The following is a 25,261-nucleotide window of genomic DNA, read 5'->3' as shown; positions in this document are numbered from 1 at the left end:
TGGAGGGGTCGCATGACGGCCAACACAGCGTGGCATGTCTATGTACTCCACTATGCGGGCGCTTATAACGCGCGTGGAATGCCTAGCTTCATGAGGGCCGACCTATCGCGTAAAGGTCGGCCCTCGACTGCTACGCTTCAGGACTGATGGGCCAGGTCAGCCCACAACATCACTTCGCCAAATACCGCATCCCTTCTTCCAACCCCCGCAGCGTCAGCGGGTACATCTGGTCTTCGATCAAGTCCCGCACGATGTTGGTGGAGGTGGTGTAGGCCCAGGCATCTTTGGGGTACGGATTGATCCAGATGATCTTCTTGAACTTGGCCATGAACCGCTGCATCCAGACGTAGCCCGCTTCCTCGTTCCAGTGCTCGACGCTGCCGCCCGGCTGGGTGATTTCGTAGGGCGCCATGGCGGCGTCGCCGATGAAGATCACTTTGTAGTCGGCGCCGTATTTATGCAGCAGGTCCTGAGTAGCGGTGCGCTCGGAGGTGCGGCGCTGGTTGTTCTTCCACACCGACTCGTAAACGAAGTTATGGAAGTAGAAATACTCCATGTGCTTGAACTCGGTCTTGCAGGCCGAGAACAGTTCCTCGCAGATCTTCACGTGGGCGTCCATCGAGCCGCCGATGTCGAACAGCAGCAACAGCTTGATGGTGTTGCGACGTTCCGGGCGCATCTGGATGTTCAGCAGGCCGGCGTCACGGGCGGTGTGATCGATGGTGCCGTCGATGTCCAGTTCGTCCGCCGCACCCTGGCGCGCGAATTTGCGCAGACGCCGCAGCGCCACTTTGATGTTGCGCGTGCCCAGTTCAACCCCGTCGTCGAGGTTCTTGTACTCGCGTTGATCCCAAACCTTCGCGGCCTTGCCCTGACGCTGGCCGGCGTCGCCCACCCGAATCCCCTCGGGGTTGTAACCGCCTGAGCCGAACGGGCTGGTGCCGCCGGTGCCGATCCATTTATTGCCGCCGGCGTGGCGCTCCTTTTGCTCTTCCAGACGCTTCTTGAATTCTTCGATCAGCTTGTCCAAGCCACCCAGCGACTGGATCTGCGCGCGCTCTTCAGCGGTCAGCGAACGCTCGAACTCCTTGCGCAGCCAGTCCTCGGGGATCAGCGCCTGCAAGTGATCGTCGAGCTTTTCCAGGCCATTGAAATACGCGCCAAACGCCCGGTCGAACTTGTCGAAATGGCGCTCGTCCTTCACCAGAATCGTGCGCGACAGGTAGTAGAACTCGTCCATGTCAGCGAACGTCACGCGCTGCTTCAGCGCGTTGATGAGGTCGAGCAGTTCACGCAACGAAACCGGCACTTTGGCCGCACGCATTTCGTTGAACAGGTTGAGCAACATAGTCGGCGTCCCGCCCTTGATCTAAATAAGCTTGACCAGAAAAGGCTCAGCGATTGCCGCGACGGCTCATGAACGCCAGGCGTTCAAGCAAATGCACGTCCTGCTCGTTCTTGACCAGGGCACCGGCCAGCGGCGGAATGGCTTTGGTGGGGTCGCGCTCGCGCAGCACGGCTTCGCCGATGTTGTCGGCCATCAGCAGTTTGAGCCAGTCCACCAGTTCGGATGTCGAAGGTTTTTTCTTCAGGCCCGGGACTTTGCGCACGTCGAAAAACACGTCCAGGGCTTCGCTGACCAGGTCCTTCTTGATGTTCGGGTAATGCACGTCGACGATCTTTTGCAGCGTGCTGCGGTCGGGGAACGCGATGTAGTGGAAGAAGCAGCGGCGCAGGAAGGCGTCCGGCAGTTCTTTTTCGTTGTTGGACGTAATGATGATGATCGGGCGCTTTTTGGCCTTGATCGTCTCGTCGATCTCGTAAACGTAGAACTCCATTTTGTCGAGTTCTTGCAGCAAGTCGTTGGGGAATTCGATGTCCGCCTTGTCAATCTCGTCGATCAGCAGAATGACCCGCTCTTCGGATTCAAAGGCTTCCCAGAGCTTGCCCTTCTTCAGGTAATTGCGCACGTCGTGGACTTTGTCGACGCCCAGCTGCGAGTCGCGCAGGCGGCTGACCGCGTCGTACTCATAGAGGCCCTGATGGGCCTTGGTGGTCGACTTGATGTGCCAGGTGATCAGCCGGGCGCCGAAGGATTCGGCCAGTTGCTCGGCGAGCATGGTCTTGCCGGTCCCGGGCTCGCCCTTGACCAGCAGCGGGCGCTCCAGGGTGATGGCTGCGTTGACCGCAAGCTTCAGATCGTCGGTGGCGACGTAGGCGTGGGTGCCTTCGAATTTCATCGGGAAAATCCTCGAACAAGGCGGACAGACCCGTGGCCTGAATCGCGCAAGATAGGGCGCAAAGAATGCAGCGACTATACCGCGCGCCCCGCGCGACTGTGAACGCAGACGGTTTATTCAGTATCTGAATGGGGCGTCACGGTCTGACCGGGCAGAAAATTGTAACTTTCATTGAGGTATCGCCAAAATAGCTATACCTTGCAGGCCATGTCGACCAAATACAGATTCAGGGACAAATACAGAATTCAACTGCGGGAAAAGGACCACCTGCCGCCTCACGTGCACCTCACCGGTGGCGGGCTGGATGTGTTGATCTGTCTGCAGTTGGTTGAACCCATGCTCGGCCACGCCCCGGCCGCCGTACTCAGGGAGGCGCTCGAATGGGTAAGGGCCCACCAAACAGAATTACTGGAGGAATGGAAACGATGGCATCCATGAAACGCCCACGCCTCAAAACCGCAGAGGCGCTGGCTCATCAAAAATTGGCGCTGACATTCATCAACGACGTGACGTACGTCCTCGACCTGAGCGGCGACATCGCGGCAATCGGGGGGCTGCAACCGCTCAAGGATCCGAGCGTGTTCAAGCAGGCGCAGATCGGCGACGACGGCTGGACCGTGGAGTGGGCCGGGCCCGACATCCAGATCGGCGCCGACACTCTTTACCTGGACGCCAAGGCGCAGGCTGCCACCGACGAGAACACACGGATCTTCATCGGCTGGCGCGCGCGCACCGGGTTGCCGCTGGCCTTGGCGGCCGAGGCACTGGGCGTCAGCACGCGAAGCATCACCCGCTACACCAACGGCAGCGAGGCCGCACCGCGCACGTTGGCGCTGGCGTGTCTGGGGTGGGATGCATTGCAGAATCAGGCGGAGAACGGTGTGTTGCTGGCCGAGAAGCGTGCGGCCTATGGAGTTGCCAAAGAGAACCGCGTTGACAAGGGGGCAGCCGAAAGTGGCGAGTGAGCTGACTCGCGAGGGAGGCGTGTCAGCGATCAAGGTCATCGCTGACTAAACGCTTCGCGAGCAAGCTCACTCCTACAGGGATGCGCCAGTCAAAACGCTGCGTTTATTTCGCCTCGCTCTTGCCACTGTCGTAGCGGGTATTGAACGCCTTCACGAAGGCATTGCGCAGGATCTGTAAAAACGCTTCAAACGCGCTGATGTCCTGTTTGTGGACACTGCCGCTGAGTTCGACGCGGGTGGCGAACTGGTTCTTCACTTGGTTCTTGAGCACCGTTTCGCTGCCGCCGACCACCGCTTCCCAGATCGAGCGAAAGAAGCCTTTGTTCTGGTTCTCGACGTCCTGCTGCCAGTCAAATACATCGACATTACGCAGCAGGGGCTTGATGTAGCCACTGAGCTGGCCATTGGTAGCCTGGGCTTCGATGACCACATCGCCGTCGCCCGCGTTGAAGTCGAATTTGCCATACGCCGACGCGAAGTCGTTCAGGCGCTTGAGCTGGATACCGGTCGCGCGCAGCTTGAAGTCGAAATCTTCCAGGCTGAACGGGTCGAAGGTCGCGGTGGTTTCCAGTGGCGCATGGCCCAGCAGCATGGCCTTGCCCTCGAAGCGGGCATCGCGCTTGCCGGCTTTGTCTTCGACGTTGGTCAGGTTGTAGATGCTGGCGTTGATGTTGTCGGCATCGATTTTCACTTTCGGCGTCGAATTGAAGTTGCTGAACGTGATCTTGCCGTCCTGAATGCGCAGCTCGTTGAGGGTGATCGGCAGCAGCTTGTTCAACTGAGCACGCCAGTCAGTGCCGGCACCGGTCTGGGACTGGCGCTTGTCCGGACCACCGTCGACGAAGTTGAGTTCAGGGCTGACAAACGCGACCTCGGCGACCACCGCATGGTCGTACCAGAGCGAGTGCCAGCTGACGGCGAGGTCGATGACCGGCGCATCCAGCAGAGGCACGGGCACCTTGCCATCGACCTTGACGATTTTCAGGCCGTTGATGCGGTACGCCCCGCGCCACAGGGCCAGGTCCACGTCGGTGACCTGACCGCGGTAGTCGCCCATGTCGGCGAGTTTTTCATTGAGGTAATTGCGCACCACGTAGGGCAGTGCGATGTGGACTGCGATCAGCAACACCACCAAGCCAACAATTGTCCATAACGGCCAGCTGTAACGACGTTTCATGTCTCCACCCTCCAGTAACGTAGCTTTGTTGACTGCTGGCGATGTGATCGGTTCGCTTCGACTGGACGTTGCACCGGCTCAAGGCATAGGCTTTGAGCTTTTCCAAACCTGCACAAGGACCCGGTCATGAGCCGTATTTACGCAGATAACGCCCATTCCATCGGCAACACGCCACTGGTGCAGATCAACCGCATCGCGCCGCGCGGGGTCACCATTCTGGCCAAGATCGAGGGGCGTAATCCGGGGTATTCCGTGAAGTGCCGGATCGGCGCGAACATGATCTGGGACGCCGAAAGCAGCGGTAAACTCAAGCCCGGCATGACCATCGTCGAACCCACCTCCGGCAATACCGGCATCGGCCTTGCGTTCGTCGCCGCAGCCCGTGGCTACAAGCTGACCCTGACCATGCCGGCCTCGATGAGTATAGAGCGGCGCAAGGTGCTCAAGGCCCTGGGCGCCGAACTGGTGCTGACCGAGCCGGCGCTGGGCATGAAAGGCTCCATCGCCAAGGCCGAAGAGTTGCTCGCCAGTGACCCTGCCACATACTTCATGCCGGCGCAGTTCGAGAACCCGGCCAACCCGGCCATTCACGAGAAGACCACCGGACCGGAAATCTGGAACGACACCGACGGCGCCATCGACGTGCTGGTCGCAGGCGTCGGCACGGGCGGCACGATCACCGGCGTCTCGCGCTACATCAAAAACGCCATGGGCAAGCCGATTATCTCGGTGGCCGTCGAACCCATGGGCTCGCCGATCATCACCCAGGCGATGGCCGGTGAAGAGATCAAACCCAGCCCCCACAAGATTCAGGGTATTGGCGCGGGTTTCATCCCGAAGAACCTCGACCTCTCGATTGTCGACCGCGTCGAGCTGGTCAGTGATGAAGAAGCCAAGGCCATGGCCCTGCGGCTGATGCAGGAGGAGGGGATTCTCTGCGGTATCTCCTGCGGCGCGGCCATGCACGCAGCGGTGCGAATGGCCGAGAAACCGGAAATGCAGGGCAAGACGATCGTGGTGGTGCTGCCGGATTCTGGTGAGCGTTACTTGTCGAGCATGCTCTTCAGCGACCTGTTTACTGAACGCGAGCTGACGCAATAATCGTGTGCGCCGCGGCTTCGGCTTTTTACCCGGCGGACTAAAGCTTATGATGGCCGCCATTCGAAACCCGCCGGAAGATTGTCCCAGATCATCCGGCGGCGGTTTCAGCGGCGTAAGCTTCGGGCCGCGCGGTTCGGCCCTGTTTCAAGGAGAGTTTCATGACCCTTTCTTTTGCTGTCAAAGCGGCGATTCTGCTGCTGTTTGTCGGCAGCACGCTGTACGTGCATTTGCGCGGCAAGGCGCGTTTGCCGGTATTGCGCCAGTTCGTGAATCACTCCGCACTGTTCGCCCCCTATAACGCCTTGATGTATTTGTTCTCCAGCGTGCCCTCAAAGCCGTACCTGGACCGCAGCAAGTTTCCTGAGCTGGACGTGCTGCGCGACAACTGGGAAACCATCCGCGACGAAGCCATGCACCTGTTCGACGAGGGCTATATCCGTGCCGCCGCCAAGGACAACGACGCGGGTTTCGGCTCGTTCTTCAAGAAGGGCTGGAAGCGTTTTTACCTCAAGTGGTACGACAAGCCGCTGCCGTCCGCCGAGGCGCTGTGCCCGAAGACGGTTGAACTGGTCAGCCGTATTCCCAACGTAAAAGGCGCAATGTTTGCTCTATTGCCCGGCGGCAGCCACCTGAATCCGCACCGTGACCCGTTCGCCGGCTCCCTGCGTTATCACCTGGGCCTGTCGACGCCGAACTCTGACGATTGCCGCATCTTTGTCGACGGTCAGGTGTATGCCTGGCGCGATGGTGATGACGTGATGTTCGACGAAACCTACGTGCACTGGGTCAAGAACGAAACCGACGTCACCCGCGTGATTCTGTTCTGCGACATCGAGCGACCGCTGAGCAATCGCTTCATGACCGCTGTCAACCGCCGCGTCAGCGCGTTTCTGGGCCGTGCCACTGCGCCGCAGAACACCGATGACGAACGCGTCGGCGGGATCAATCAGGCGTATGCCTTCAGCAAACGCTTCAGCAACAGCTTCAGCGGCAAGGTCAAGCAGTTCAAACGCGCCAACCCCAAGGCGTATCGCATCCTTCGTCCGGTGCTGGCGGTGGTCGTACTGACGCTGCTGGGCTGCTGGCTGTTCGGCTGAACAAACGGTTTTGTCGAGCGCTGTCGCACCCTGCGCGGCGGCGCTTTTTGCTGTCCTGGCAGTTCCGCGTTGGAGCTGTCAACGACGTCGACTTATGACATTGCACAAGGCACCGGTCGCTGGTTATAGTCGGCCTCGTTGCCGCCCCACTTGGCGTCATCCAGTCCTTCCCTTTCAGAAGATAAGCACGATGCCTGCATCCAGCACCCGGTTTGCTTTATCCGCCACGGCTCGCGCTGTTGCGGAACCGCGCGACTGCCTGCAACTCGTCTTCATCACGCGTTACCCGCCACCCCCACCTGTGAATAGTCCTGTCGTGTGCGCTGTTGCACCGCCAGGGGTCGTTGTGCTCGGCTGATCGACCGCCTAAACGCTGTCGGTCCAGGCCTGCAAACGCCCGCAAAACTTCCGTGAATCCGGTACGTGCCGGGTCCGATTCTGTCTGAATCACAGGTGACTCATGTTTGCTCATAAAGCCCTGGCCTCGATGGCCACGACGACGCTTTTCGTCCTGCTCTGGAGCAGCGGCGCGATTGTTTCCAAGTGGGGCCTGACCCACGCTTCACCGTTTGCATTTCTACTGTTCCGTTTCCTGCTGGCGCTTGTGGCGTTGGCGATTCTGATCCCCGCGTTGGGTTACAAGCTTCCCGCTACACGAGCTTCGATGGGCTTCGCGTTGCTGACGGGCGCTGTGCTGCTGGGGGCTTATCAGATCTGCTACCTGCTGGCGCTGGACCTGAAAGTCGCGCCCGGCGTCATGGCCACGATCATGGGCGTGCAACCGATTCTCACGGCCGTGCTGGTCGAGCGCAGCCGTTCGACGTCCCGCATGTTTGGCCTTGGTCTGGGGCTGGCGGGTCTGGTGCTGGTGGTCTGGAAAGGTATCGGCGACGGCGGATCGCTCGCCGGCATGGCGTTCGGCGTGCTCGGCATGTTGAGCATGACCGGAGGTTCGATCATGCAGAAACGCATCACCGACAACCCCCTCGGCACGCTGCCTGTGCAATACCTCGCGGGGACGGTGGTATGTGCGGTGTTCGTGCCGTTTCAGCCCTTTCATTTCGAGCACAGCATCGGCTTCTACGTGCCGGTGCTCTACATGGGGCTGGTGGTGTCGGTGCTCGCGACGTTCCTGCTCTACCGATTGATCGCCCAGGGCAATCTGGTCAACGTCACCAGCCTGTTTTACCTGGTGCCCGGCGTCACCGCGATCATGGATTACCTGATCTACGGCAACCGCCTCGCGCTGGTGAGTTTGCTGGGGATGGTGCTGATTGTGGTGGGGTTGGTGTTTGTGTTCAGGAAGGTTGAATAGCGTCAACCGTCCCGAGGCTGCGGTCAGGGTCAACCCAGCCGCACGTGCCGACTCAACAATGCCCGCAGCGCTGCGGGTTTCACCGGTTTGGCGAGGTATTCCAGGCCGGCGGCGTGTACCTGGGCGATCAGCTCCGGGCGGCCGTCGGCGCTGATGACGACGCCGGGGACCGGCTCACCCAATTGCGTGCGTAGCCACGCCATCAGTTCGGTGCCGATCTCGCCGTGGTCCAGGTGGTAATCCACCAAGGCCAGGTGCGGGCGAACGCCGTCGCTGAGCAGCGTCTGGCATTCCTCGCGATTGCGCGCCGTCCAGACCTGACACCCCCAGCGGCTCAGCAGGCTGTTCATGCCGATCAGGATGCTGTCTTCGTTGTCGACGCACAGAATTTGTGTGCCGTTCAGCGCGGCGCGCACAGGTTCAGTCGGCGCAGCGGCCGGCGTCGGCAACGCAGGCGCCAGCGGCACCGTAACGCTGAACAGGCTGCCCTGACCCGGCCACGAACGCACTTCCAGCGAGTGACCGAGCACGCGGCACAAGCCGTCGGCAATCGCCAGTCCCAAACCCAGGCCCTTCTCGGCGCGGGTCTGATGGCTGTCAAGCCGCTTGAACTCCTCGAAAATCACCTGCCGCTTGTCCTCGGGAATACCCGGCCCCCGGTCCCACACTTCCAGGCTCAGTTGCCCGTTACGGCGCCGCACCCCCAGCAGAATCGGCCCCTTGGCGTAACGAAACGCATTGGTCAGGAAGTTCTGCAGCACCCGCCGCAGCAGTTTGGCGTCGCTGGCCACACGCAATGTGCTGCCGCGCACGCGGAAGTCCAGGCCCTGCTCCTGAGCGAGGGCCTTGAATTCGGCACCGAGGGTTTCAAACAGATTATTCAGCGCAAACGGCGTGATGGTCGGCGTGAACTTGCCGTTCTCCAGACGCGAAATATCCAGCAGGTCGCTGATCAGGTCTTCGGCCGAACGCAGCGAGCTGTCCAGATGATGGATCAGCTGTTTCGCTTCCGCCGGCACATTGTCATCGTTGTGCAGCAGGGCAGCGGAGAACAAACGCGCGGCATTCATGGGCTGCATCAAGTCATGGCTGACGGCGGCGAGAAAGCGCGTTTTCGACTGATTGGCCGCTTCCGCATGGGCCTTGGCTTCGGTCAACGCCGTGTTCAACTGCGACAGCTCCCGCGTCCGTTCGGCCACGCGCTGCTCAAGGCTTTCGTTGGCGCCCTTGAGCGCCTGCTCGGCCTCGCGGAAGGCGGTGATGTCAGTGAAGCTCATCACGAAGCCGCCGCCGGGCATCGGATTGCCGATCAGCTCGATCACCTGGCCATTGGGAAACAACCGCTCGGACGTATGTGCGCGGCCTTGGCGCATCCAGTGCAGCCGCCGGGCGACGTGCACCTCCGCTTCACCAGGCCCGAGCAAACCGCGCTCGGCGTTGTAGCGGATGATGTCGGCGATGGGCCGTCCCACGCTGATCAGGCCTTCCGGGTAATTGAACAGCTCCAGATAGCGCGCGTTCCAGGCCACCAGTCGCAGGGATTGATCCACCACGCTGATGCCCTGGGTGATGTTTTCGATGGCGCCTTGCAGCAGGGCGCGGTTGAACTGCAGCACTTCGGAGGCTTCGTCGGCGATGCGCACCACGTCTTCGAGTTGCATGTCGCGGCCTTCAATCGCCGCCTTGACCACCGCCCGTGTCGACGACGTGCCCAGCACCCCCGCCAGCAAGCGTTCGGTGTGGGCGATCCAGTCGCCGTTGGCGTTCTGGTTGGGGTTGAAGCCTTTGCCCTGGCGGTAGGCGAAGCGGATGAAGCTCTGCTGCGCGCGCTCTTCGCCGACAAAACGCGCCGAGAGCTTGAGCAAGTCTTCGATCTGCACCGCCAGCAGCGAGCGGTTGTTGGGCCGCGCCTGCAATTCCTGACCGATAAAACGGCCCGCCTGCCAGTGTTCCGACACGCGGGTTCGCGACAGCAGCGAGACCCACACAAACAACGCGAAGTTGCCGATCATCGACAGGACCACGCCCTGGGTCAGCGGACTGATCGGCAGATTGAACGGGTTGCTGTGCAGCCATGCCAACAGCGGAAAACTGCTCAGCGACCACCCCATGCTGTGGGCGATGATCGGCAGCACCAGCGTGTAAAACCAGATGAACACCCCGGCAGCGAGCCCGGCGAACACACCGCGTCGATTGGCCGGCTTCCAGTACAGCGCGCCGATCATCGCCGGCATCAATTGCGTGATGGCGGCGAAGGCGATCTGGCCGATGGTCGCTAGGCTCGCAGTCGATCCCAGCAGTCGATAGCTGACGTACGCGAGCAGCAGGATGACCACAATGCTGACCCGGCGCACCGAGAGCATCCAGTGGCGGAACGCCTCGAACGGACGCTCGGCGGTTTTGCGCCGCAGCAGCCACGGCAGCAGCATGTCGTTGGAGACCATGGTCGACAGCGCGACGCTGGCGACGATGACCATCCCCGTGGCGGCCGATGCGCCGCCAATGAACGCCAGCATCGCCAGCGCCGGGTGTGCATGGGCCAGCGGCACGCTGATCACGAATGAGTCCGGCAGCACCGAGGCGGGCAGCAGCATCTGCCCGGCGAGCGCAATCGGCACCACGAAAACGGCTGCCAGCAGCAGGTAGGCAGGGAACACCCATTTGGCCAGGCGCAAATCTTCGGGCTCGATGTTCTCCACCACGGTGACGTGAAACTGCCGGGGCAGGCAGATGATCGCCATCATGGCGACGCCGGTCTGCACCACCATCGACGGCCAGTTGACCGTTTCTTTCCAGTACTCCTCCAGGCGCGGCGCGAGCATGGCCTGGTTGAACAGGTCATCCACGCCGTCGTACAGGCCAAACGTCACGAACGCGCCGACGGCCATAAACGCGAACAGCTTGACCAGCGACTCGAAGGCGATCGCCAGGACCATGCCGCGGTGGTGCTCGGTGGCGTCGAGATTGCGCGTGCCGAAGACGATGGTGAAGAGCGCCAGTACCAGCGACACGATCAGCGCGGTGTCCTGGGCGCGAGTGCCGGTGGCGTCGGCGCCGGCACCGATCAGAATGTTCACCCCCAGCACGATGCCTTTGAGTTGCAGCGCGATGTAGGGCAGCACGCCGATCAGGCAGATCAGCGCGACGACGACGGCGAGGGTTTGCGACTTGCCGTAGCGGGCGGCGATGAAGTCGGCGATGGACGTGATGTTTTCCTGCTTGCTGATCAGCACCATTTTCTGCAGCACCCAGGGCGCCAGCAGCAACAGCAGGATCGGCCCGAGGTAGATCGGCAGAAACGACCAGAGTTGTTCGGCCGCCTGGCCGACCGAGCCGAAAAACGTCCAGCTGGTGCAGTAAACCGCCAGCGACAGGCTGTACACCCAGGCGCGCAGGCGCGGCGGCAGCGGGGTGCTGCGACGGTCACCGTAAAAGGCGATGGCGAACATGATGGCCATATAGGCCAGGGCGACGGCAGCGATCAGCCCGCTGGACAGCGACATGGGAACTCCGGAGGCAAGCGGCTAGCGGTTTCGGTGGCGATCCCTCGCCGGCCGGACAGTCTCGCACGCCGCGTGGGGTTCGTCTGTTACGACCAAGGTCTGAGCGGCGCGGTGTCGCAGGGGCGCAGAACGGTTGTGGCCTCCATATCGGGGAAATCTATGAGGTATAGCTAAATTACCCGCTTATTCGATATCAGCTGCCGTCCTACTATGGGTACCACCTCACACGAGGACAGGAGCCCGCCATGACCCACGCCATGTTCATCCCGCAAAGACCCTTCAGCCAACTGAGTCACCCTCGGGAAGTCATCCGCCAATTCACCCCCAACTGGTTCGCCGTGACCATGGGCACTGGCATTCTCTCGGCGGTGCTGGTGCAGCTTCCGGTGACCATCCCCGGTCTGTTCCAGCTGGCCGAAGCCTTGTGGATGCTGAACATCGTCCTGTTCCTGACCTTCAGTGCGCTCTATATCGCCCGCTGGGTGATGTTTTTCGACGAGGCGCGGCGGGTGTTCGGGCATTCCACGGTGTCGATGTTTTTCGGCACGATTCCCATGGGCCTGGCGACCCTTATTAACGGGTTGCTCACCTTCGGCCTGCCGCATTGGGGCGATGCCGTGCTGCCGTTCGCCGAGCTGTTGTGGTGGCTGGACGTGGCGATGTCTCTGGCCTGCGGCGTGCTCATCCCGTTTCTGATGTTCACCCGCCAGGAACACCGCATCGATCAGATGACCGCCGTCTGGCTTCTGCCCCTTGTCGCCTGCGAAGTGGCGGCGGTGAGCGGCGGGCTGCTGGCGCCGCATCTGGCCGACAGTCACAGCCAATTCAGCGTGCTCATCACCAGCTACGTGCTGTGGGCGATGTCGGTGCCGGTGGCGTTCAGCATCCTGACCATCCTGTTGCTGCGCATGGCCCTGCACAAATTGCCCCACGAAAGCATGGCCGCGTCGAGCTGGCTGGCCCTCGGGCCGATCAGCACTGGTGCGTTCGGGCTGATCGTGCTGGGCGCCGATTCGCCGCTGATCTTCGAGGCCAACGGCTTGCCCGGCGTCGGCGAAATCGCCTCGGGCCTTGGCCTGATTGGCGGCGTGATTTTATGGGGTGTCGGCGTGTGGTGGTGCCTGATGGCGCTGCTGATCACCGCGCGCTACCTGCGCAACGGCATCCCGTTCAACCTGGGCTGGTGGGGGTTTACCTTTCCGCTGGGTGTGTTCGCGCTGACCACCCTCAAACTGGGCGCTGTACTTCATCTGGGATTCTTTTCAGCCCTCGGCAGCCTGCTCGTCGCTGCATTGGCAGCCCTGTGGCTGATGATCATGAAGCGCACCCTGAGCGGCGCCTATAACGGCAAGCTGTTCGTTTCGCCGTGCATCGCTGCCTCACGGTAAACAACGCTCGCGCGCTCTAACGGGCTATCCGTTGGAGCGCATGCTCGACTTTGCCGCCGGTGTCGTCTTCAATGTGGCCCGGAACTGCCGTTCGGCGTTCCCATCCGTAAGCCGGCACCGGCGCCACTCAGGACCAGGGAAGATGAGTCAGTCGCAGTTCAGTTTGTTGGGTAAGCGGCGCTTTCTGCCGTTTTTCGTGACCCAGTCCCTCGGGGCGTTCAACGACAATATCTTCAAGCAGTCGCTGATCCTCGCCATTCTCTACAAGCTGAGCATCGACGGCGACCGCTCCATCTACGTCAACCTCTGTGCCTTGCTGTTCATCCTGCCGTTCTTCTTGTTCTCGGCGCTGGCCGGGCAGTTTGGCGAGAAATACCCCAAGGACAAACTGATCCGCATGATCAAGGTCCTGGAGATCGTGATCATGGTGGTGGGGGCCACCGGTTTTCTCTTCAATCACCTGTCGCTTATGCTGGCGGCACTGTTCGCCATGGGCACCCACTCGGCGCTGTTCGGGCCGGTGAAGTACTCGATTCTGCCGCAGCACCTGCATGAAAACGAACTGGTGGGCGGCAACGGCCTGGTGGAAATGGGCACGTTTCTGGCGATCCTGGCCGGCACCATCGGCGCCGGGGTCATGATGTCGGCGACCCATTACGCGCCCATCGTGGCGGCAGCGATGGTCTCGGTGGCCTGCCTGGGTTATCTCGCCAGCCGGGGCATTCCGCCGGCAGCGGCCGCTTCGCCGGACATGCGCCTGAACTGGAACATCTTCAGCGAATCCTGGGCCACCCTGAAACTCGGCCTGGGGCAGACCAAAGCGGTGTCGCGCTCCATCGTCGGCAACTCGTGGTTCTGGTTCGTCGGCGCGATTTATCTGACGCAGATCCCGGCCTACGCCAAGGACTTTCTGTACGGCGATGAAACCGTCGTCACCCTGATTCTGACCGTATTCTCCATCGGCATCGCCGCAGGTTCCATGCTCTGCGAGCGACTGTCCGGGCGCAAAGTGGAGATCGGCCTTGTGCCGTTCGGCTCCATGGGCCTCACCGTGTTCGGCCTGCTGTTGTGGTGGCATTCCGGTGATTTCCCGCAGAACGTGCAGGCCAACAACTGGCTGGCGATTCTGGGTTACGGGCAAGCGTGGTGGGTGTTGCTGGACATCCTCGGCATCGGCGTCTTCGGCGGGTTTTACATCGTGCCGCTGTACGCGCTGATCCAGTCAAGGACGCCGGAGAAGGAACGCTCGCGGGTCATTGCGTCCAACAACATCCTCAACGCGCTGTTCATGGTGGTCTCGGCGATCGTTTCGATCATCCTGCTGAGCGTGGCGAAACTGTCGATTCCGCAGCTGTTCCTCGTCGTGTCGCTGATGAACATCGCGGTCAACGCCTACATCTTCAAAATCGTGCCCGAGTTCACCATGCGCTTCATGATCTGGCTGCTCAGCCACTCCATGTACCGCGTGGAGCATCGCGACCTCGACCTGATTCCGGATGAGGGCGCGGCATTGCTGGTCTGCAACCATGTCTCGTTCGTCGACGCGCTGTTGATCGCCGGCTCGGTGCGCCGGCCGATCCGCTTCGTCATGTACTACAAGATCTTCAATCTGCCGGTGCTGAATTTCGTGTTCCGCACGGCGGGCGCGATCCCGATTGCCGGCATCAAGGAGGACAAGACGGTGTTCGACACAGCGTTCGAACGCATCGCCCATTACCTCAAGGAAGGCGAGCTGGTGTGCATCTTCCCGGAAGGCAAGCTGACCACCGACGGCGAGATCGACACCTTCAAAAGCGGCATGACCCGGGTCTTGCAGGAGACCGACGTGCCGGTGATTCCAATGGCTTTGCAGGGGTTGTGGGGCAGCTTCTTCAGCCGCGACCCGAACAAGGGCGTATTCCGCCGGCTGTGGTCGCGCGTGACGTTGGTGGCCGGGCCGGCATTGACGGGTGAAGAGTCGCAACCGGCGCTGGTGCGCGAGCGGGTGGCGGAGTTACGGGGGGCGGTGCGTTAGCCGGAAGCCGGATGTTTCGAGCTGTCCGAATAGGTGTGGGAGACTGCAGGTTGAGCCAGCTCCCCGGCTGATTAACCCACCACTGGCTTCTCTTCCGCAACCACCGCATCCGGGGTCATCTTGCGGAAGTACGTCGAAAGCAACGCACCGGAAATGTTGTGCCAGACGCTGAACAGCGCGCTTGGCACCGCCGCCAGTGGCGAAAAGTGCGCGGCGGCCAGCGCGGCACCGAGGCCTGAGTTCTGCATGCCGACTTCCAGAGACAGCGATTTGCGCTGGGCCAGCGGCAGCTTGAACAGCTTGCCGGTGAAGTAGCCCAGCAAAAAGCCGAAGCTGTTGTGCAGGATCACCACGGCCATGATCAGCAGTCCCGATTCGGCAATCTTCGCCTGACTCGCTGCCACCACCGCGCAGACGATCATCACGATACTCACCACCGACACCAGCGGCAGCACGTCGACGGCAAAGCTCACCTTGGCGCCCAGCAGGCGTTGAGCGATGACGCCCAGCACGATCGGCAGCATCACCAATTGCAGGATCGACCAGAACATCTCCATGAAGGACACCGGGAGCCACGCCGAGGCCAGCAGCCAGATCAGCGCCGGGGTCAGCAGCGGGGCGAGGAGGGTGGTGACGGCGGCGATGGCCACCGACAGCGCCAGGTCACCTTTCGCCAGCCAGGTCATGACGTTGGACGATGTGCCGCTCGGGCAGCAGCCGACCAGAATCACGCCTACGGCGATTTCCGGTGGCAGGTGAAACAGCTGGCAAAGCAGCCAGGCCACGCCGGGCATGATCACGAAATGCGCGACCACCCCCAGAGCCACGCGCCAGGGGTGGCGCACGACTTCAGAAAAATCATCGAGCTTGAGGGTCAGGCCCATGCCGAACATCACCAGCCCCAACAACGGCACGATGTACGACTTGAGGCCAATGAACCAGGACGGGAACAGGAACGCCAGCACGGCAAACAGCAGCACCCAGTACGCGAAGGTATTACCGACAAAACGACTCAACGCAGACAGGGCGCGCATGGCCTGCTCCTTTCTTATGGGTATGAAGGGGATGCAGACGCTAAGGAGCCAGCAAGCCGGCCCCTGCGTCAGTGGGCGAAATCAGATCCCCTGGGGAATCTCTTCGCCGCCCAGTGCTTCCATCAATTGCGGCAGGAACTCACCGAACGTCAGCATCATCAAGGTGAAGCTGGCGTCCTGCTGACCCAGCGCATCGTCGCCGCCGTTCTGCTCGGCTTCATCCTGCAGCAGGTCTTCGAACTTCAGGCGTTTGATACCCAGCTTGTCGTCCAGCACGAACGACAGCTTGTCCTGCCACGCCAGCGACAGCTGAGTGACGACCTTGCCGGTGCTCAGGTGCAGCTGGATCTCGTCGCTGGTCAGGTCCTGACGCTTGCACTTCACAACGCCGCCGTCTTCGTGGGTGTCGCGCAGTTCGCATTCGTCCAGCACGAAGAAGTGCTCGGCGGTCTCGCCAGTCTTGACCCACTCGGTCATGACAGCGGTTGGCGCTGTTTTGACAGTCACGGGGCGGACGGGCAACGAGCCGACCACTTCACGCAGGGTCGACAGCAGGTCTTCGGCGCGCTTCGGGCTGGAAGCGTTGACCAGAATCACGCCCTGCTTGGGGGCGATGGCGGCGAACGTGGCTGAGCGACGGATAAAGGCGCGGGGCAGAAAGGCCTGGATGATTTCATCCTTGAGCTGATCGCGTTCCTTCTTATAGACCTTGCGCATCTGCTCGGTCTCGATCTCTTCGACTTTCTCTTTCAATGCATCGTTGACCACGCTGCCGGGCAGGATGCGTTCTTCCTTGCGCGCCGAGATCAGCATGAAATCACCGCTGACGTGCACCAGTGGCGCGTCTTCGCCCTTGCCGAACGGGGCGATGAAACCGTAAGTGGTCAACTCCTGGCTGGCACAGGCACGTGCAGGCTTGGTCGCCAACGCGGTTTCCAGCGCCTCGGCGTCAAATGGCAGGTCCTGGGTCAGGCGATAGACAAGCAGGTTTTTGAACCACATGGGGTACATCTCTCCTTTATACAAAGGGGGGCATTATTCGCTGCTGCGACCCTGCGGCCAACCCTGATGTAAGCCTTTGGAAGGATTATAAAATTTATTTCAAAAAGTGCTTGCCAGCTTTTTGATCGCTCCGTAGAATGCGCGCCACACCGAAGCGAAGGGTGATTAGCTCAGCTGGGAGAGCGTCTGCCTTACAAGCAGAATGTCGGCGGTTCGATCCCGTCATCACCCACCATTCGTTTCAAGTGTTACGCGCAGCGGTAGTTCAGTCGGTTAGAATACCGGCCTGTCACGCCGGGGGTCGCGGGTTCGAGTCCCGTCCGCTGCGCCATATTGAGTTACGAGGCCCTTGAACTCCTCGTAACGACAAAGAGAGCGACCTTAGGGTCGCTTTTTTTGTGCCTGCGATTTGGTGGGCGCGGCTGATCTGAGGTGACCAGTGTCCACACTGGCCTCTTCCCGGCTAAAGCCGGTCCTACGAAAAGCAGCGCGTGCATCCAATGCAACGATTCATAGCCCGCAAGCCTGATGGTGCTCACACCGGCCTCTTCCCGGCTGAGGCCGGTCCCACTAAAAGCAGCGCGTAGTTCCGTAGGACCGGCTTTAGCCGGGAAGCCTTCGATCTGCTTTTTAGCTCTGTCTTTGATCTTCAAACGCAAAAAGTCCAGACACCGCCAATCGCGACTTGGGTGCAGGCTGAACGCAGGTCTCGCGCAGTGGGCCGAGCGGCATGGATGCCGCGAGAGCGCCGTCAGGACATGGATGTCCCTTCGGCGCGGGCCCACGGAGCGAGACCGGAGTGAGGGAACCCCGACGGAGGAGGGGCCCAACCAGGAGCAGGTACCCTTGGTTACTTGGGGATGGTGCGACTTTCGACTTTTCCAAGTAACTCGCCGAAGGCGAAATGTCTGCCGTTAGGCAGACGCTCTTGACCTTCTCTCAGCCGCACCGCGCACTCGGGGACAGATTAATTTACGGTGAAGCGCTGTAAATAAATCAGTCCCCTAGACCCACCTCCACCACATCCCCCACCAGCCGAACCGGCCAGGTCCGCAGCCGTAGCGCTGCGTCTTCAAGGCACGTGCCATCCACCAGCCGGTAACGCTGCTTATATAGAGGCGAAGCGATCACAAGGTCCCCGCCCAAACTGCCGACCAACCCCCGACCCATCACATTCACCCCCGTCACCGGATCGCGATTGTCCACCGCAAACAACTGCGGCGCGCCGCCAATCGAGGCCACAAAAAACAGCGCCACCTGCGCATTGCCCACCAGCGCCACCACCCCGGAATTCAGCACCAGATCCTCGCGCGCACACACCGCGCGCCACACCTGAGCTTTTGGCATCTCCCTCACAGCCGCATTGGCCTGGCTCATCGTGAAACCTCCACAGCAGCAATCAGATTCAACTCTTCAGCGCGAGCGGGACGACGCTGGCTGCGCTCCTTGACGAAATGAATGTCCGGGTCAGCGCCCTTGTCATTGACGAACGTGCGGAAACGCTTGAGTTTCTCCGGGCTCTTCAGCGCATTCGCCCACTCGCATTCATAACGGTCGACCACCAACTGCATCTGCGCCTCCAGTTCAGCTGCCAGCCCCAGGCTGTCATCGATCACCACGGCCTTCAGAAAATCCAGCCCGCCTTCGAGGGACTCGCGCCACACCGACGTCCGCTGCAACTTGTCAGCGGTGCGGATGTAAAACATCAGCACGCGGTCGATGTAGCGAATCAGCGTCTCGTCGTCCAGATCGGTGGCGAACAGCTCGGCGTGGCGCGGGCGCATGCCGCCGTTGCCGCACACGTAGAGATTCCAGCCGTTCTCCGTGGCGATCACGCCGATGTCCTTGCTCTGGGCTTCGGCGCATTCGCGGGTGCAGCCGGACACTGCGAACTTCAGCTTGTGGGGTGAACGCAGGCCTTTGTAGCGGTCCTCGATAGTCAACGCCATTTGCACGCTGTCCTGCACGCCGTAACGGCACCAGGTGCTGCCGACGCAGGACTTCACCGTCCGCGTCGATTTGCCGTAGGCATGGCCGGTCTCGAACCCGGCGGCGATCAGCTCGGCCCAGATGTCCGGCAGCTCGTGCAACTGCGCGCCGAACAGGTCGATGCGCTGGCCGCCGGTGATCTTGGTGTACAGGTCGTATTTCTTTGCGACCGCGCCGATGGCGATCAAACCGTCCGCAGTGATTTCCCCCGCAGGAATGCGCGGCACCACTGAGTACGTGCCGTTCTTCTGCATGTTGGCCATGAACGTGTCGTTGGTGTCCTGCAACGGCACCAGCGACGGTTCCATGATCGGCCGATTCCAGCACGAGGCGAGGATCGAGCCGACGGTGGGCTTGCAGATGTCGCAACCCAGATGGCCTTTGCCGTGGCGGGCCAGCATCTCGTCGAAGCTTTCAATGTTTTCCACCCGGGCGAAGGCGTACAGCTCCTGACGCGTGAAGGGGAAGTGCTCGCACAGGCTTTTATCGACGGTGACGCCGCGGGCGATCAGCTCGTGCTCGAACACGCTCTTCAGCAGCGCTGCACAACCGCCGCAACCGGTGGCGGCCTTTGTGCAGGCCTTGAGCCCGGCGAGGTCCGTGCAGCCGCCGTCGATGGCCGAGCAGATCGAGGCCTTGCTGACGTTGTGGCACGAGCAAATGGTTGCCGTGGCGGGCAGGGCATCGGCGCCAAGCGTCGGCGCGCCGTCGCTGTGGGGGAGGATCAGGCTGGACGGATCGGCCGGCAGCTTGATGCCGTTCTGCACGTATTGCAGCAAGGTGTCGTAATAGCTGTTGTCGCCCACCAGCACGGCGCCGAGCACCTTTTTGCCATCGGCGGACACCACCAGGCGGCGATAACTGCCGGTGGCCTCGTCGATAAACCGGTAGCTGCGCGCGCCCGTCAACGCGCCGTGGGCATCGCCGATGGAGCCGACATCGACTCCGAGCAGTTTCAGTTTGGTGGACATGTCAGCGCCGAAGAATGGCTCGGCGGTCAGGTCGCACAATTGCGCGGCGACGTTGCGCGCCATTTGATAACCCGGCGCGACGAGGCCGAAAACGCTGCCGTTCCAGGCGGCGCACTCACCGATGGCGAAAATGTCGGCGTCGCTGGTGCGGCAATGTTCGTCGATGGCGATGCCGCCGCGCGGGCCCAGCGCCAGTTCACACTGGCGGGCGAGGGCGTCCTGGGGGCGTATGCCGGCAGAGAAGACGATCAGATCGGTTTCGAGGAATTCATCGCCGGCGAAATTCATCCGGTAGAGGTATTCCTCCCCCGCGCTGATGGATTGCGTCGCGCGGGACAGGTGCACGCCCACGCCCAGCGCTTCGATGCGCGCCTTCAGGGCGGCGCCGCCGTGGTCATCCAGCTGCACCGGCATCAGGCGCGGCGCGAATTCCACCACGTGGGCTTCCAGGCCCAGGGACTTCAGCGCGTTGGCCGCTTCCAGTCCCAACAGCCCCCCGCCAACCACCACGCCGCGTTTCGCCTGGCTGGCGGCGGCGCGGATGGTGTCGAGGTCGTCCAGGGTGCGGTAGACCAGCCGAGAATGGCCTTCAGCGCCTTCGATGGGCGGTACGAAAGGATAGGAACCCGTCGCCAGCACCAGCTTGTCGTACCCGAAGCTGCCCTTGGCGGTGATCACTTCGCGCCGCGCCCGGTCGATTTCCAGCACCGGCACACCCAGGTGCAGCGCAAGCCCGGTCTGCTCATATAAAGAAGCAGCGCTCATCGCCAGTGACTCGGCGTCGCGACCGCCAAAGTATTCGGACAGATGCACGCGGTCGTAGGCGCGCTGGCCTTCCTCACCGAACACATGAATGCGATAGCGCTCGAGGGCGCCGGCGGCGATCAGTTGCTCGACGCAGTGGTGACCCACCATGCCGTTGCCGATGACGATCAGGGTTTGGACGTCGTTGAGTGGGGCGACTGTGGTGTTCATATCGAGTCCCGGCCAAGGCCAATCAGGTTTTTCGAAAGCAAAAAAAAGGCGCCCGGAACCTCTCGGTTCCAGGCGCCTTTGCCTGTTCTTTTAGGGGTTGCCGCGCGACCACAGTGTCGACGCCAACCTGGTGAGCCCGACGCCGCGAACGGCTGGCGGTCCGCGTTGACCGGCCAGGGCTGCCAACCGCGTGTTCAGGCTGGACTTGATAAGGGACTTAGCAATGGCTGTGCCAGTGGGAATATCGACGCGCCGGCCCCGCTTCTTTCCGGCCAGACGCGCAGGTTTGACGGGCCGGAAGCGTGATCGTTATTCGATCTCATCGCCCTCCATAGCGAACGGTTCCGGCTCGAAAAGGGTGCGATTTAAGCTGATGCGCCCCACGGTGAAGCTCAACGCCCATTGATCGGGTGAGCAACTTTCGCTGAAACCGCCCGCTGCACGTTCCACGGCCAGGCTGGCCTGCTGTTTGCAATATCCCGTTCACAGGCAATCAACGCCGATTGCCATATTCACGACAAAGGCGCCGTGTGCTCTCCGTTTTCCAACGGATGAGAACAGGGCGTCTTTTTTTGCTTTCAGGAAACGGAATATGGCAAGCAGCAGCGTAAAGAGCGTGTGTCCTTATTGTGGCGTCGGTTGCGGCATCGTCATGCAGGTCGAGGACAACCGGGTCATCAAGGTCGTCGGCGACAAGACGCACCCGAGCAATTTCGGCCGACTGTGTACCAAAGGCACCACCTGCGGCCAGGCGATTGCCGAGTCGGGGCGGATGGAGTCCGCCTACATCCGCCATCAGCGCAGCCACGAGCCAGTGCGCGCGGAAATGGACGCCGCCATCAGCGAAACCGCCCGGCGCTTGCGTGGGATTCTGGATCGCGACGGTCCCGGCGCACTGGCGTTTTACGTCTCGGGGCAGATGTCTCTGGAGGCGCAATACCTGGCCAACAAGCTCGCCAAGGGCTTCGTGGGCACGGCGAATATCGAATCCAACTCTCGGCTGTGCATGGCCAGCGCGGGCAGCGGCTACAAGCTCTCGTTGGGCGCGGACGGCCCGCCCGGGTCCTACGATGACTTAGACAAGGCCGACCTGTTTTTTGTGATCGGCGCCAATATGGCCGACTGTCACCCCATCCTGTTCCTGCGCATGATGGACCGGGTCAAGGCCGGGGCGAAGCTGATCGTCGTCGACCCCCGGCGCAGTGCCACCGCCGACAAGGCCGGCCTGTTCCTGCAAATCAAACCGGGCACCGACCTCGCGCTGCTCAATGGGCTGTTGCACTTGCTGGTGAAGAACGGCGACACCGATGCCGACTTCATTGCCTCGTTCACCCAGGGCTGGGACGTTATGCCCGACTTCCTCGCCGAGTACGCGCCCGCATACGTCGCGCAGATCACCGGCCTGGCCGAAGCCGACATTCGTCAGGCTGCGCGGATGATCGGCGCGGCGCCCGAGTGGATGAGTTGCTGGACCATGGGCCTGAACCAGAGCACCCACGGCACCTGGAACACCAATGCGCTGTGCAATCTGCATTTGGCGACCGGGGCGATTTGCCGGCCCGGCAGCGGTCCGTTTTCCCTGACCGGGCAACCGAATGCCATGGGCGGAAGGGAAATGGGCTACATGGGCCCGGGACTTCCCGGACAGCGCTCGGTGTTGGTAGACGCCGACCGCCGCTTCATCGAAGACCTCTGGCGCATCCCGGAGGGCAGCATCCCGCACATGCCCGGCGGCGGCACCATCGACCTGTTCGAGCAGATGCGCGAGGGCGTGATCAAGGCCTGCTGGATCATCTGCACCAACCCGGTCGCCAGCGTTGCCAACCGCACCACGGTCATCGACGCCCTGAAGACCGCCGAACTGGTCATCACCCAGGACGCCTTCCTCGACACCGAGACCAATCGCTACGCCGACATCTTGTTGCCGGGCGCGCTCTGGGCTGAGGCGGAAGGGGTGATGATCAATTCCGAACGCAATCTAAACCTGACACAGAAAGCCGTCGATGCACCGGGCCAGGCGTTGCCGGACTGGCAGATCATCGCCAGGGTCGCCTGTGAAATGGGCTTCGCCGACGCCTTCAGTTACGCCTCGGCGGAGGAAGTGTTCGAGGAAATCAAACAGGCGTGGAACCCCGCCACGGGCTACGACATTCGCGGCGCCAGCTATGGGCGGCTTCGGGATCAACCGATGCAGTGGCCGTGCGCGCCCGATGACGAGCGCGTGCGCAATCCGATTCGCTACCTCAGCGAGATCAACGCGCGGCCCGTCGAGCGGGGCACACCAGCACGCCCGGCGATTGTCTTTCCCACCGCAAACGGCAAAGCGGTATTTTTCCCACGTCCGCACATGCCTCCCGCTGAACTGCCCAACGATGCATTTCCGATGGTGCTCAACACCGGCCGCCTGCAACACCAGTGGCACACCCTGACCAAGACCGGGAAAGTCCCGACACTGAACGCGCTAAATGCCCATCCGTTCGTCGAGCTGCACCCCGACGATGCCCTTGCGCTGGGCATCCGCGAAGGCGATGGCGTGGAAATCCGTTCCGTACGAGGCCTGGCGGTGTTGCCTGCGGTGATCAGCGACCGCGTGCTGCCGGGCAACTGCTTCGCGCCCTTTCACTGGAATGACGTGTATGGCGAAAAGCTGGCGATTAACGCCGTGACCAACGACGCCGTCGACCCGATCTCCCGCCAGCCCGAATTCAAGTGTTGTGCGGTCGCCTTGCGCAAGGTCGAGCTGATCGGGCATCGCTTCCTTGATTTGCCCCAAGCTGAGACCGAGACGCAGACAGCACCTGACCAGGCGCCGCTTTTGACGCTGCTCTGGGCATCACAAACCGGCAATGCCGAAGCGTTGGCCCGGCAGTTCGGCGACCGGTTGAAGACTGCCGGCGTGCCCGTTCACGTGGCGGCGATGGACAATTTCCCCGGCGAGTGTCTTGACCAACTGCAGAACGTCGCACTGATCAGCAGCACCTTCGGCGACGGCGAATCACCCGATAACGGGCAACGGTTCTGGCAGTCACTGGCTGCCCGGCAAGAACGTCTGGAATCTTTGCGCTATGCCGTGCTGGCGCTGGGCGATTCGAGTTACGACCGTTTTTGCCAGCACGGCAAGAACCTCGACCAGCGCCTGCAGCACCTGGGCGCTTCGTCACTGCTCCCCAGAATCGATTGCGACGGCGAATACCAGGCCCACGCAGACAGCTGGTTCACCGGGTTGCAGCAGGCGCTGTCGCTGAATCTTCCTACCCCTTCAATCACTGACAACGCCCCGGTTGTTGGGCGACAGCCTTCACGGACACAGCCCCATCACGCCAGGGTGTCGCTCAACCGGCGACTGAATGCGGAGGGCGCCGCCAAGGACACGCGGCAACTGGCATTGACCCTTGAAGGTTCAGGAATGACCTATGAAGCCGGCGACGCGTTGGGGGTGTGGCCGCGCAATTGCCCTGAACTGGTGAACGAGTGGCTCGAGCTTACGGGTCTGAACGCCGAGCAACCGGTGCGTGGCGTGAAGGCTGGCGACGTGCCGCTGTGTCAGGCGCTGGCCGAGCAGTTCGAGATTGCGCGACCTGGCGCAGACACTTTGGCGTTCATCGCCGAGCGTAACGGCAGCAACGATCTGAAAACCCTGCTGACCGAACCCTTCAAAAGCGAGCTTAAGGACTGGCTGTGGGGCCGGCAGTTGGCCGACGTATTGCGCGAGTTTCCCATCGCCTGCTCTGCGCAGGAATGGCTTGATCATCTCAAGCCCCTTCAGCCGCGGCTTTATTCCATCGCGTCGAGCGCCAAAGCGCATCCCGATGAAGTTCACCTGACGGTTTCCGCGGTGCGCTATGGATCGCGCAAAGGCGTGTCGTCGACCTTTCTGGCGGATCGTGCGGGCGAGTGCGAGGTGCCGATTTTCCTGCAGCCTACGCGGCATTTTCGCCCGCCGGTCGATGGCAATGTGCCGATGATCATGATCGGTCCGGGCACCGGTGTGGCGCCGTTCAGAGCGTTTTTACAAGAGCGGCGCGCCCGGGGCGATCGGGGCCGGAACTGGCTGTTCTTCGGCGAGCAGCATCAGGCCACCGACTTTTATTACCGCGACGAGCTTCAAGGCATGCAGCAGGACGGCCTGCTCACTCGGCTGAGCCTGGCGTTTTCCCGGGATCAGGCAGAGAAAATCTACGTTCAACAGCGCATACAGGAACAGGGCGCCGAACTTTGGCGCTGGCTGGAGGAGGGCGCGCACCTGTACATCTGCGGCGATGCTTCGCGGATGGCGCGGGATGTCGATCAGGCGCTGCGTCGTGTGATCAGCGAACAGGGCGGCGTCAGCCTGGAAAAGGCGGCCGAACAGCTTCGCTGTCTGACCGAGCATAAGCGCTATGTGCGCGACGTGTATTAGCGCCGTTCTCTCCCCCCGTGGCTGTCCCCTGAACCCCAACTGAACGAATTTCTCGATCAAACAAGAAAACCTTTGGATACCTGAACTTATC

At 61.7% G+C, this 25,261-nt stretch carries 16 protein-coding genes and 2 tRNA genes; 10 read left to right on the top strand and 8 right to left on the bottom strand.

Going from position 1 to position 25,261, the window contains the following annotated elements:
- Positions 1 to 169: 169 nt before the first annotated feature.
- Together M1E04_RS18640 and M1E04_RS18635 are read right to left on the bottom strand one after the other, a co-directional pair.
- Positions 170 to 1,348, bottom strand: a complete 1,179-nt coding sequence (locus tag M1E04_RS18640) for a vWA domain-containing protein (RefSeq protein ID WP_122537461.1) — start codon at positions 1,346 to 1,348, stop codon at positions 170 to 172.
- Positions 1,349 to 1,394: 46 nt separating this feature from the next.
- The gene (locus M1E04_RS18635; RefSeq protein WP_074890636.1) at positions 1,395 to 2,240 is read right to left on the bottom strand and encodes an AAA family ATPase; all 846 of its coding nucleotides are present in this window, start codon (positions 2,238 to 2,240) and stop codon (positions 1,395 to 1,397) included.
- A gap of 207 nt (positions 2,241 to 2,447) precedes the next feature.
- Here M1E04_RS18635 and M1E04_RS18630 point away from each other — a divergent pair, with 207 nt between their 5' ends.
- Positions 2,448 to 2,678, top strand: a complete 231-nt coding sequence (locus tag M1E04_RS18630; RefSeq protein ID WP_172611112.1) for a DUF4160 domain-containing protein — start codon at positions 2,448 to 2,450, stop codon at positions 2,676 to 2,678.
- Positions 2,675 to 3,205 (top strand): hypothetical protein, encoded by a 531-nt coding sequence (locus tag M1E04_RS18625; RefSeq protein WP_456291851.1) that lies wholly within the window; start codon positions 2,675 to 2,677, stop codon positions 3,203 to 3,205. The genes M1E04_RS18630 and M1E04_RS18625 overlap by 4 nt, the downstream gene beginning before the upstream one ends.
- A gap of 103 nt (positions 3,206 to 3,308) precedes the next feature.
- On the opposite strand, the gene M1E04_RS18620 is transcribed toward M1E04_RS18625, so the two are convergent.
- The gene (locus M1E04_RS18620; protein ID WP_456291850.1) at positions 3,309 to 4,382 is read right to left on the bottom strand and encodes a DUF748 domain-containing protein; all 1,074 of its coding nucleotides are present in this window, start codon (positions 4,380 to 4,382) and stop codon (positions 3,309 to 3,311) included.
- A gap of 126 nt (positions 4,383 to 4,508) precedes the next feature.
- On the opposite strand from M1E04_RS18620, the gene cysK reads away from it, so the two are divergent.
- The 3 genes from cysK to M1E04_RS18605 all read left to right on the top strand — a co-directional run bounded on the left by cysK (position 4,509) and on the right by M1E04_RS18605 (position 7,895).
- Positions 4,509 to 5,483 carry a cysteine synthase A gene (gene cysK, locus M1E04_RS18615; RefSeq protein WP_065986807.1) on the top strand — a complete coding sequence of 325 codons (975 nt, stop codon included), beginning with the start codon at positions 4,509 to 4,511 and terminating at the stop codon, positions 5,481 to 5,483.
- A 158-nt stretch (positions 5,484 to 5,641) separates the two neighbouring features.
- The gene (locus tag M1E04_RS18610; protein WP_369319721.1) at positions 5,642 to 6,580 is read left to right on the top strand and encodes an aspartyl/asparaginyl beta-hydroxylase domain-containing protein; all 939 of its coding nucleotides are present in this window, start codon (positions 5,642 to 5,644) and stop codon (positions 6,578 to 6,580) included.
- 460 nt (positions 6,581 to 7,040) lie between these two features.
- A complete protein-coding gene (locus M1E04_RS18605) occupies positions 7,041 to 7,895 on the top strand; it encodes a DMT family transporter (protein WP_065986811.1) in 855 nt (284 codons plus the stop codon).
- Between the two features lie 29 nt (positions 7,896 to 7,924).
- Here the strand turns inward: M1E04_RS18605 and M1E04_RS18600 are convergent, their stop codons facing one another.
- The gene (locus tag M1E04_RS18600) at positions 7,925 to 11,398 is read right to left on the bottom strand and encodes a hybrid sensor histidine kinase/response regulator (protein WP_192132055.1); all 3,474 of its coding nucleotides are present in this window, start codon (positions 11,396 to 11,398) and stop codon (positions 7,925 to 7,927) included.
- Positions 11,399 to 11,643: 245 nt separating this feature from the next.
- Between M1E04_RS18600 and M1E04_RS18595 the strand changes: the two genes are divergently transcribed.
- The gene (locus tag M1E04_RS18595; RefSeq protein WP_296307024.1) at positions 11,644 to 12,786 is read left to right on the top strand and encodes a TDT family transporter; all 1,143 of its coding nucleotides are present in this window, start codon (positions 11,644 to 11,646) and stop codon (positions 12,784 to 12,786) included.
- 142 nt (positions 12,787 to 12,928) lie between these two features.
- Positions 12,929 to 14,800 carry an MFS transporter gene (locus M1E04_RS18590; protein WP_456291849.1) on the top strand — a complete coding sequence of 624 codons (1,872 nt, stop codon included), beginning with the start codon at positions 12,929 to 12,931 and terminating at the stop codon, positions 14,798 to 14,800.
- A 71-nt stretch (positions 14,801 to 14,871) separates the two neighbouring features.
- On the opposite strand, the gene M1E04_RS18585 is transcribed toward M1E04_RS18590, so the two are convergent.
- A complete protein-coding gene (locus M1E04_RS18585; RefSeq protein WP_456291848.1) occupies positions 14,872 to 15,834 on the bottom strand; it encodes a bile acid:sodium symporter family protein in 963 nt (320 codons plus the stop codon).
- 81 nt (positions 15,835 to 15,915) lie between these two features.
- The gene (rdgC, locus tag M1E04_RS18580) at positions 15,916 to 16,836 is read right to left on the bottom strand and encodes a recombination-associated protein RdgC (protein ID WP_065986824.1); all 921 of its coding nucleotides are present in this window, start codon (positions 16,834 to 16,836) and stop codon (positions 15,916 to 15,918) included.
- Positions 16,837 to 16,995: 159 nt separating this feature from the next.
- Here rdgC and M1E04_RS18575 point away from each other — a divergent pair.
- Both M1E04_RS18575 and M1E04_RS18570 read left to right on the top strand, forming a co-directional pair.
- Positions 16,996 to 17,071, top strand: a tRNA-Val gene (locus M1E04_RS18575).
- A gap of 19 nt (positions 17,072 to 17,090) precedes the next feature.
- Positions 17,091 to 17,167, top strand: a tRNA-Asp gene (locus tag M1E04_RS18570).
- Between the two features lie 665 nt (positions 17,168 to 17,832).
- Here the strand turns inward: M1E04_RS18570 and nirD are convergent.
- Complete coding sequence (gene nirD / locus M1E04_RS18565; protein WP_296307017.1) at positions 17,833 to 18,213, bottom strand: nitrite reductase small subunit NirD; 381 nt, start codon at positions 18,211 to 18,213, stop codon at positions 17,833 to 17,835.
- Positions 18,210 to 20,771 (bottom strand): nitrite reductase large subunit NirB, encoded by a 2,562-nt coding sequence (gene nirB / locus M1E04_RS18560; protein WP_456291847.1) that lies wholly within the window; start codon positions 20,769 to 20,771, stop codon positions 18,210 to 18,212. The genes nirD and nirB overlap by 4 nt, the downstream gene beginning before the upstream one ends.
- A gap of 592 nt (positions 20,772 to 21,363) precedes the next feature.
- Here nirB and M1E04_RS18555 point away from each other — a divergent pair.
- The gene (locus tag M1E04_RS18555) at positions 21,364 to 25,170 is read left to right on the top strand and encodes a molybdopterin-dependent oxidoreductase (RefSeq protein ID WP_456291846.1); all 3,807 of its coding nucleotides are present in this window, start codon (positions 21,364 to 21,366) and stop codon (positions 25,168 to 25,170) included.
- Positions 25,171 to 25,261 lie beyond the last annotated feature (91 nt).

It is taken from the genome of Pseudomonas sp. AK106, assembly GCF_053903055.1.
The sequence above is the reverse complement of the archived record's forward strand: the minus strand, read 5'-3'. Positions and strand labels throughout refer to the sequence as shown.